Origin of the sequence: Microbispora sp. NPDC049633 (assembly GCF_040675265.1) — a bacterium.
Lineage (GTDB): Bacteria > Actinomycetota > Actinomycetes > Streptosporangiales > Streptosporangiaceae > Microbispora > Microbispora maris.
Genome location: NZ_JBFAOO010000248.1, coordinates 1 through 9,568, shown reverse-complemented (window position 1 = coordinate 9,568; position 9,568 = coordinate 1). Strand labels below are relative to the sequence as shown.

Annotated in this window: 6 protein-coding genes and 2 pseudogenes; 5 read left to right on the top strand and 3 right to left on the bottom strand. The window is 72.9% G+C overall.

The annotated features are described in order from the left end of the window. Window positions 1-105 (top strand): annotated as a pseudogene (locus tag AB0J39_RS35445) (histidine kinase dimerization/phospho-acceptor domain-containing protein); the annotation flags it as partial. A gap of 149 nt (window positions 106-254) precedes the next feature. On the opposite strand, the pseudogene AB0J39_RS35440 reads toward AB0J39_RS35445, so the two are convergent. Next, window positions 255-332 (bottom strand): annotated as a pseudogene (locus AB0J39_RS35440) (hypothetical protein); the annotation flags it as partial. A gap of 801 nt (window positions 333-1,133) precedes the next feature. Here AB0J39_RS35440 and AB0J39_RS35435 point away from each other — a divergent pair. Together AB0J39_RS35435 and AB0J39_RS35430 are read left to right on the top strand one after the other, a co-directional pair. Next, window positions 1,134-2,669 carry a glycosyl hydrolase family 18 protein gene (locus tag AB0J39_RS35435; protein ID WP_363472856.1) on the top strand — a complete coding sequence of 512 codons (1,536 nt, stop codon included), beginning with the start codon at window positions 1,134-1,136 and terminating at the stop codon, window positions 2,667-2,669. 104 nt (window positions 2,670-2,773) lie between these two features. Continuing rightward, entirely contained in the window at window positions 2,774-4,465 is a 1,692-nt protein-coding gene (locus AB0J39_RS35430; protein ID WP_363472853.1) for a S49 family peptidase, read from the top strand. Here the strand turns inward: AB0J39_RS35430 and AB0J39_RS35425 are convergent. Next, the gene (locus AB0J39_RS35425; protein ID WP_363472850.1) at window positions 4,458-4,949 is read right to left on the bottom strand and encodes a flavin reductase family protein; all 492 of its coding nucleotides are present in this window, start codon (window positions 4,947-4,949) and stop codon (window positions 4,458-4,460) included. The genes AB0J39_RS35430 and AB0J39_RS35425 overlap by 8 nt on opposite strands. Window positions 4,950-4,963: 14 nt before the next feature. Continuing rightward, on the bottom strand, window positions 4,964-5,776 hold the full coding sequence (locus AB0J39_RS35420; protein ID WP_363472847.1) for a DUF4190 domain-containing protein: 813 nt from the start codon (window positions 5,774-5,776) through the stop codon (window positions 4,964-4,966). A gap of 215 nt (window positions 5,777-5,991) precedes the next feature. Here AB0J39_RS35420 and iolD point away from each other — a divergent pair, with 215 nt between their 5' ends. Both iolD and AB0J39_RS35410 read left to right on the top strand, forming a co-directional pair. Beyond that, window positions 5,992-7,854, top strand: coding sequence for a 3D-(3,5/4)-trihydroxycyclohexane-1,2-dione acylhydrolase (decyclizing) (gene iolD, locus AB0J39_RS35415; RefSeq protein ID WP_363472844.1), 1,863 nt, complete (start codon window positions 5,992-5,994; stop codon window positions 7,852-7,854). 440 nt (window positions 7,855-8,294) lie between these two features. Beyond that, complete coding sequence (locus tag AB0J39_RS35410; protein ID WP_363472841.1) at window positions 8,295-9,431, top strand: SGNH/GDSL hydrolase family protein; 1,137 nt, start codon at window positions 8,295-8,297, stop codon at window positions 9,429-9,431. Window positions 9,432-9,568 lie beyond the last annotated feature (137 nt).

The following is a 9,568-nucleotide window of genomic DNA, read 5'->3' as shown; positions in this document are numbered from 1 at the left end:
GTGGTCTGCACACTGGAACGGCTCAACAAAGCCCTGCAGCAACAGCGACGGTTCGCCTCCGACATGTCGCACGAGTTGCGTAACCCCATCGCCGGTATCTCCACCTCGACCGCCGGATGGTGGGAGCCGCCCCGGCTCGCGAGGAGTTCGATGTCGGTGATGCGCCGGCCGGGTGTCAGCTCCGCCGGACGGTCGCGGCGCAGGACGCGGACGATGGCACGCATCTCGTCCAGGGCCCGCGCCGCCTCGGCCTCGATCACGCGGAGGGCCTCGGCCGCGGCGTCCGGGCGCGACGCCGACGTGGCGAGCCCCGCCTGCGCGCGGATGGCCATCGCGGAGACGTGGTGCGCGACCGTGTCATGCAGGTCGCGGGCGAGCTGCTCGCGCATCAGCAGCTTGACCTGGTCCAGCTCGCGCATCCGCACCCCGGCGCGGTACCGGAACGCGCCGCCCAGGCTGGTGGTCGCGAGCGTGACGGCGAACGGCCCGACCGCGTCGGCGGGAGCGGCGTGGTCGACGAGCACGGAGAGACCGACGGCGGTGAGCAGGATGCCCAGGCCCGTCACGATCTCGCGGCCCGACCCCCAGCGGAACAACGCGTAGGGCAGGATCAGCACGTATCCCAGCGTGTACACGTCGAGCGTCGCGCCGGTCACGAGGATCGGGACCAGGCTCGTGACGGCGAAGCAGATCGCCAGCATCGCCAGCGGCCGGGTCCGGCGCCACAGCAGCGTGGGCAGCAGCCCGACGGCGACGGCCACCGCGAACGGCCGCATCGGAAGGTCCGGCCGCAGCATCCCCTCGAGCACCGCGAGGGGCGCGAGCACCCCGACGAGCACCCAGTCGCGCCACACGCGCAGGGGCGGGTCGGGGGGACGGGGCTCGCCCCACACGGAGCGGATGAGGCCGGGCACGGCTTCATCGTACGGAAGCCGGGCCCTCGGCGACCGACCAGGACGGAGACTCCTGTGTCGCCTTCCCCTCAGGGCCCGGCGTACGGCCGGTGACCTTAGCGAAGGCTTAAGCGACGTTTAGGGGGCCGGTAGGGCGTTGACCATCCGGCGAGGAATGCTTACGCTCGCAAATTAATAGGAAACTTTCCTGTCCTTTACCCCCCAAGAGCAGGAGCTCCGTTGCGCAAGATCCTCCTCGGGTCCCTGATCGCCGGTGCCGCGCTCCTCGCGCCGCTCGCGATCGGGACCGCCTCCGCCGCGGCCCCCGCCGCCGTCCCCCAGAGCCAGTCGGCCGTCCTGGCGTACCCGGCCTGGGCTCCCAACACCTGGTACGCCGTAGGCGCCCGGGTCACGTACTCCGGCAAGGACTACGAGGCCATCCAGGCACACACGTCCCTGACCGGCTGGGAGCCGCCGAACGTCCCGGCCCTGTGGAGGCTCCTGGCGGGCAGCTCCCCCTCGGCCAGCCCGAGCACGCGCCCGCCCACGTCGCCCTCCCCGTCGCCCTCCGCCTCGCCGTCCGCGTCCCCCTCCGCGTCGCCCTCCGCGTCGCCCTCCGCGTCGCCCACCAAGAGCCCGACGCCCCCGCCGCCCGGCGGCAAGAAGGTGCTCGGCTACTTCGCCGACTGGGGTGTGTACGGCCGCCAGTACTTCGTGAAGAACATCGTGACCAGCGGATCGGCCGCCAAGCTCACCCACATCAACTACGCCTTCGGCAACGTCACCAACGGCCAGTGCGCGATCGGCGACTCCTACGCCGACTACGACATGGCCTACACGGCGGCCAACAGCGTGGACGGCAAGGCCGACACCTGGGACAACCCCAACGCGCTGCGCGGCGCGTTCAACCAGCTGCGGAAGCTGAAGGCGCAGTATCCGCACATCAAGGTGCTCTACTCCTTCGGCGGCTGGACCTGGTCCGGCGGGTTCGGCCAGGCGGCCGCCAACCCTGCCGCCTTCGCCAACTCCTGCTACAACCTGCTGCAGGACCCGCGCTGGGCCGACGTGTTCGACGGCATCGACATCGACTGGGAGTACCCGAACGCCTGCGGCCTGAGCTGTGACTCCAGCGGTGCGGCGGCGTTCAAGAACCTGATGGCGGCCCTGCGGGCCAAGTTCGGCTCCAACTACCTCGTCACGGCCGCGATCACCGCGGACGGCACGAACGGCGGCAAGATCGACGCCGCCGACTACGGCGGCGCGGCCCAGTACGTCGACTGGTACAACGTGATGACCTACGACTACTTCGGCGCCTGGGCCGCGCAGGGCCCGACGGCCCCGCACTCGGCGCTCACCTCCTACTCCGGCATCCCCACCGCCGGGTTCTACTCCGACGCGGCCATCCAGAAGCTCAAGAGCAAGGGCGTGCCGGCGAGCAAGCTCCTGCTGGGCATCGGCTTCTACGGCCGCGGCTGGACCGGCGTCACCCAGGCCGCTCCCGGCGGCACCGCCACCGGTGCGGCGCCCGGCACGTACGAGGCGGGCATCGAGGACTACAAGGTCCTCAAGAACAGCTGCCCGGCCACCGGCACCGTCGCGGGCACGGCCTACGCCAAGTGCGGCTCGAACTGGTGGAGCTACGACACCCCCGCCACCATCGGCGGGAAGATGACCTACGCCAAGAACCAGGGTCTCGGCGGGGCCTTCTTCTGGGAGTTCAGCGGTGACACCGCCAACGGCGAGCTGATCACCTCGATGTCCAACGGCCTCAAGTAGTCCGGCTGGTCCGGCGACGGCCCCCGCGCACGTGGCGCGGGGGCCGTCGCATGGGCAACATCATCCGGCCATGCCCGGCGAAACCGTCGCTTATGGTGGCATTTATGGACGCGACGAGGACGATCGTTGAAACGGTGGGCAAGCTGCGGCAGCGGCGTACCGCGCCGCTCGTGTTGGAGCTGGACCTGACCGAGGGGCTGTCGGAAGGCCCGCCCGCCGACCCTGTCTCCGCCCTGCTGTCCATGCGCAAGGCGCGCCTCACCGACGTGCTGTCGGGCCTGCGCCGCGCCCGCAAGGACCCCCGTGTCACCGCGCTGATCGTCAAGATCGGCGGCTATCCCCTCGGTCTCGGCATGGTGCAGGAGCTGCGCACCGCGGTGGTCAAGCTGCGCGCCGCGGGCAAGCGGACCGTCGCGTTCGCCGAGACGTTCGGCGAGTTCGGCGCGGGCACCGTCCCCTACTACCTGGCCAGCGCCTTCGAGCGGGTCTACCTCCAGCCCTCCGGCGACGTCGGCCTGACCGGGGTGGCGCTGGAGCAGCGGTTCCTGCGCGACGCGCTCGCCAAGGCCGGGGTGGAGTATCAGATCGGCCAGCGGCACGAGTACAAGACCGCGGCCAACACGTTCACCCAGAACCACATGACCGACGCCCACCGCGAGTCGGCCGGGCGCATCGCCGAGTCGATCACCGAGCAGGTGGTCGCCGGCATCGCCGACGCGCGCGGCCTCGATCCGAAGCGTGTGCGCGAGCTGATCGACCAGGGCCCTTTCATCGGGGCGGAGGCCGTCGAGGCCGGGCTGGTGGACGGGCTGAAGTATCGCGACGAGGTCTACGGCGAGACCGTCGAGGACGGCGCGCACCTGCTCTACGTGTCGCGGTACGCCAAGAGCACGCTGTCCGGCAAGCTCCCCCACCCGGGGGCCGACACGGTCGCCCTGGTCCACGGCAACGGCATGATCCGCCTCGGCCGCAGCGGCCGCTCGCCGCTCGGCGGCGGGGGCGCCATGGGCTCCGACACCATCTGCGCCGCGCTGCGCTCGGCTCGGCGGGACGAGAAGGTCAAGGCCATCGTGTTCCGCGTGGACAGCCCCGGCGGGTCGTACGTCGCCTCCGACGCCATCTGGCGCGAGGTCGTGCTGGCGCGCGAGGCGGGCAAGCCGGTCATCGTGTCGATGGGCGACCTGGCGGCCTCCGGCGGCTACTTCGTGTCGATGGCCGCCGACGTGATCGTGGCCCAGCCGGGCACGCTGACCGGTTCCATCGGCGTGTTCGGCGGCAAGCCCGTCGTGGGCGAACTGCTCGGCAAGCTCGGCGTGGTGACCGAGACGGTCGCCGAGGGCGCCAACGCCGGGATGTTCTCGCCGTCCACCGCGTTCTCCGAGATCCAGTGGGAGCGGGTGAACGCCTGGCTCGACCGCATCTACGACGACTTCGTGGGGAAGGTGGCACAGGGCCGCGGCCTCACCAGGGAGCGTGCCCACGAGCTGGCCAGGGGCCGCGTGTGGACCGGCGCCGACGCCAAGGCGGCCGGCCTCGCCGACGAGCTCGGCGGCCTCGAGGACGCCCTCGCCCTGGCCCGCCGCAGGGCCGGGCTCGCCGACGACGCCCCCGTACGGACCTATCCGCGCATGCACCCCCTGGAGCGGCTGCGCCCGCCGGAGTCCAGCGAGGACAGGTCGGCCGCGCTCGCCCGGGTGCGTCTCGAGGCGTGGGGACCGCTGGCGCGGATGGCCGGGCAGCTCGGCCTTCCGGCGTACGGCCCCCTGGTGCTGCCGGGCCACTGGACGATCAGATGATGGCGCGGTAGCGCGAGCGGAGCCGTACGAGCGGGGACTTGGAGGCGTCGACGTAGTCGACGCCGAGGACCTCCCCGACGAACAGCGTGTGATCACCGGCCGGGACGACCTGCGTCGTCTCGGCCTCGATCGCCGCCACCCCGCGCTCCACGACCAGCGCCTCACTGTGCGCGCCGCGATGGTGGGCGACCCCGGCCAGCAGGAGCCGGGCGCTGGGCCGTCCGGCGGCGGCGAACCGGGAGGCGACCGCCTGCTGGCCGTCCGCCAGCACGCTCGCGGCCCAACGGTCCCGGCGCAGCAGCACCTCGGCGAGGTATCCGGCCGAGTCGAGGCTGACCAGCACGAGCGGCGGGTCGAGCGACACCGACATCAGGGTCGTGACCGTCGTGCCGAGGTCGTCCCGGTCGTCCTTTACCGTCAGCACCGCCACGCCGGCGGCCACCTGCCCCATGGCCTCGGTGAACAGTCCCTGCCCAGGTCCCACGCCCCGGCTCCCTCCTACCGCAGGGCCATGAACACGCCGCCCGAGCCCTGCGCCCCGAACATGCCGATCGTCTGCGGTGTCGCCTTCGCCGGTATGTCGAACACCAGCGTCCGAGTGGTCCGCTGTCCGGGGTTGATCTCTTCGTACAGATCGGAATTCTGGCCGATCGTCACCATGTCCTGCACGTTGTACCGCCTGCCGTCGGTGTCCAGCAGCCCGGAGTCCATGCCGTCGAACGTGGCCGGGTTCTCGCCGTTGTTCTTCACCTGCACCTTGACCACGACGAACACGCCCTGCGCCCGGTAGTTCTCGATGACGTCGCTGAGCGTCCTCTCCTTGGCCGCCGACAGCACCTTCAGCGTGAACGGCGGTTCGCTCGCCACGGACCCCAGCGCGACCGGGGTGGGCGTGGCGCTCCTGGTCGCCTTGGTCACCGGGCTGTCGGTCGACAGCGCGTCGTCGATGGCCGTCACCGCGTCGTCGGCCGCGCTGAAGAAGACGACCATCCCCCAGGTCGCCAGGCCCATCGCGACCAGGCCGAGGACGGCGCCGGCCAGCGCGACGCCCCCGTTGGAGGCGGCGCCTCTGCGAGCGCGCGAGCGGCCGGTGAAGCCGAACACGACCGCGAGCAGGCCGAGCGTGCCCGCGACGACGAACAGCAGCGGAACGAGCCCGGTCAGCGCGCCGGCGACGCCGAGCACCAGAGCGGCCACGCCGAGCCCGTTGCGTGTCCCGGGGGCGTGACCGCCCGCCGGCGGCGTGCCGCCTCCCGGTGCCCCGCCGTACGCCGGGGGCGGCGCGGGCTGGTGCTCGTACCGGTTGGACATGTGACTCTCCTCCGTGTCTGCGTGCACGCTCTGGCCGGACAGCGACCACATCCCCATCGTCACAGAAGTCATGCGATCGGTAACGCTGAGTATCGAACGGGTGTCGCGCGCCAGGGACGGCCGAGGGAGCTGTCGCCGTGCGGGGAACGTTCCTGAGGGGGACGTCCGAGGCACGCGCGGATCCGCGGCTCGCGGGCCGGCCGGGAGGGGTGCCTGTGCGGAACACGACGAGGCTCACGGTGGCGCAGGCGCTGGTGCGGTTCCTCGCCCGGCAGTGGACCGAGCGCGACGGCGCCGAGCACCGGCTGGTCGCCGGGTGTCTGGGCATCTTCGGGCACGGCAACGTCGCCGGTGTCGGCCAGGCCCTGGCCGAGCAGGGCGCGGGCACCCGCGACCCGCTGCCCTACTATCCGGCCCGCAACGAGCAGGCGATGGTGCACACCGCCGCCGGCTACGCCCGGCAGTCCGGCCGGCTGTCCACGCTCGCCTGCACCAGCTCGATCGGGCCGGGCGCGACCAACATGGTCACCGGGGCCGCGCTGGCCACGATCAACCGGCTGCCGGTGCTGCTGCTGCCCGGTGACCTGTTCGCCACCCGGGTCGCCTCGCCGGTGCTGCAGGAGCTGGAGGACCCCCGGTCGTACGACGTCAGCGTCAACGACTGCCTCAAGCCCGTCAGCCGTTTCTGGGACCGGGTCAACCGGCCCGAGCAGCTCCCGGCGGCGCTGCTGGAGGCGATGCGGGTGCTCACCGACCCCGCCGAGACCGGCGCGGTGACGCTGGCCCTGCCGCAGGACGTGCAGGCCGAGGCGTACGACTGGCCCGAGGAGCTGTTCGCCCGCAGGGTCTGGCACGTCGCCCGGCCGGTCCCCGAACCCGCCGCCCTGGCCAGGGCCGCCGAGCTGCTGCGCGGCTCGCGCCGCCCGCTGATCGTCGCCGGGGGCGGGGTCAGGTACAGCGGCGCCTGCGCGGAGCTGGCCCGGTTCGCCGAACGGCACGGCGTGCCGGTGGCCGAGACCCAGGCAGGCAAGGGGGCACTGCCGTACGACCATCCGCGCGCGGTGGGCGCCATCGGGCACACCGGGACCCCGGCCGCCGACGCGCTGGCCCGCGAGGCCGACCTGGTCATCGGGATCGGGACCAGGTACACCGACTTCACCACCGCCTCCCGGACGCTGTTCGGCGAGGCCCGGTTCCTGAACGTCAACGTGACGGCGTTCGACGCGGCCAAGCACGCCGCCGAGATGCTCGTCGCCGACGCCCGCGAGGCGCTGAAGTCACTCGACGACGTGGACTGGCGGGCCGACCCCGGCTGGACGAGCCGGGCGGCCGAGCTGGCCGCCGCGTGGCAGGCCGAGGCCGACCGGTTCCACGGCGGGACCGAGCTGACCCAGCCGGTGGTGCTGGGCATCGTCAACAACGCTGTCAACGAGGTCGCCGCGGGCGGCGTGGTGGTCAACGCGGCCGGGTCGATGCCGGGCGACCTGCACCGGCTCTGGCGCGCCTCCGACCCCGGGCAGTACCACGTCGAGTACGGCTACTCCTGCATGGGCTACGAGATCGCCGGCGGTCTCGGGGCGAAGCTGGCGGCCCCGGAGCGCGAGGTGTTCGTGCTCGTCGGCGACGGGTCGTACCTGATGATGGCCCAGGAGATCGCCACCGCCGTGCAGGAGGGCGTCAAGCTCGTCATCGTCCTGGTGGACAACCAGGGCTACGCCTCCATCGGCGCGCTGAGCGAGTCGGTCGGCGCGCTCCGGCTCGGCACCGACTACCGCATGCGCGGCCCGGACGGCCGGCTCGACGGGGAGCGGCTGCCGGTGGACCTCGCCGCCAACGCGGCCAGCCTCGGCGCCGACGTGCTGACGGCGGCCGACCCGCGGACCCTGCGGGTCGCGCTCGCCACGGCCGTCGCGTCCCCCCGTACGACCGTGGTCCACGTCGAGACGGTCCCCGGCCCCTCGCCGGGCGCCGAGGCGTGGTGGGACGTGCCGGTGGCCGAGGTGTCCGGGCTCGCCGAGGCGCGCGCCGCGCGCGAACGCTACGACGAGGCCAAGCGCGCCCAGCGGCCCTATCTCTGACGCTCCGACGGACGGACGCCGGCGACACGCCCCGGTGACGCCGGCGTGATCACCCCCGCCCTCTCCCGCTGACCGGGCGTCACGCCGCTGGGGCGAGCGGCGGCGTCACGGCGCGCCGCTGCGGCCGGGTACGGCGAGGGGTGCGGTCTTGACGATCGGGGTGGGGGCGCTCACTCTGCATTCGGCGCCGGCCCGGCAGCGTTCGCGGACTCGCCGCCGACCTCGTCGGATCACCTGCGAAGGGCGGGCGTTGACCCCCACGTCATCCGTGCCCCGGCCGAAGATCCACGGCTCCGCGGCCGGTCGTGCCGCCGCGCCGCGGCCTCCTCCGGCACGCCGCCGCCGTACTCGCGCCCCTGAAACGTTCATCGCCGGTTGCTCGGCGCCCGGCCGGACGAGAAGGCCCGCGGCCCCTTCACCGGCAGGCAGAAGGAGAGACCGTGCGACACACACAGGTGAAAGCGGCGCTGGCCGCGCTGGCGGTGACCGCCACGCTGTTACCGGGGGCCGCCGACGCGGCCACCGCGCCCGGCACGACGGCGGCGCCGAAACCGGCGCCGGCCGGGCCGGCGAAGGCGCACACCGCCGGCCGGGTCGAGGTGGCCGGCGGCTCGATGCGGTACAGCTGGCCGGGCGTCTACTTCGAGGGCCGCTTCCGCGGCACCGGGGTCGGGATCGCGATCGACGACGCGGTCAACGACTACGACGTCCAGGTCGACGGCGTCACCGTCGCCACGCTGGTGACCCCCGGCCGCACCACCTACTGGGTCAGGAACCTGAGTCACGGCGTTCACGGCGTGCGGCTCGTCAAGCGCACGGAGAGCCCGTGGTCCGCCGGCCGGTTCGACGGATTCGTCGCGGTCCCCGGCGGCGCCATCCTGCCCAGGCCGGCCGATCGCCGCCGGCAGATCGAGTTCATCGGCGACTCCTACACCGCCGGCTACGGCAACATGTCCGCCACCCGCGACTGCCCCGCCCCGGGCCAGATCGACAGGAACACCAACGCCGACGTCAGCTTCGGCGCCCTCACCGCCCGCGGTCTCGGCGCCGACTACCAGATCAACGCCTTCTCCGGCCGCGGCATGGTGCGCAACTACAACGGGATCGAGCCCGGCACCGACTACCGCACCTACTACGACCGCGCCCTCATCGGCGTGCCCGGCGACGTGTGGAAGAACCCGGGCACCTGGCATCCGCAACTTATCGTGATCGGCCTCGGCATCAACGACTTCTCCACCGCGATCAACCCGGGCGAGCCCTGGACGCCGGAATCGCTGGTCGCCGCCTACACGGCCGCCTACCACGGCTTCATCGACAAGCTGCGCGCCCGGTACGGCAAGCGCGCGATCATCGTGGTCAGCGCCACCTACATGTCCAACACCACGGCGTTCGCGGACGCGGCGCGGCAGATCGTCCAGGACCGCAACGAGCGGGGCGACGACCGGGTCCGCTACTGGTACTACGACAACACGGACCTGGACTACGGCGGCTGCGACTGGCACCCCTCGGCCCACGACCACCAGATCATCTCCCGGCGGCTCGACGACTTCATCGCCACGCTTCCGCTCAGGTGGTGAACGCGGCCGGGGGGGGGGGGGGGGGGGGGCCCCCCCCCCCCCCCCCCGCCCCCCCCCCCCCCCGGGGGTGGGGGGGCCGCGGGGGCCCCCCGCCGGGGGGGCGGGGGGGGGGCGCGACCCCAGCATGAGGCGCCCCC

What these genes read in the sequence shown, in the direction of transcription:
- AB0J39_RS35420 (WP_363472847.1), bottom strand. Translation starts at nt 5,776, where the DNA reads ATGTCCAACCGGTACGAGCACCAGCCCGCGCCGCCCCCGGCGTACGGC.
- AB0J39_RS35430 (WP_363472853.1), top strand. Translation starts at nt 2,774, where the DNA reads ATGGACGCGACGAGGACGATCGTTGAAACGGTGGGCAAGCTGCGGCAG.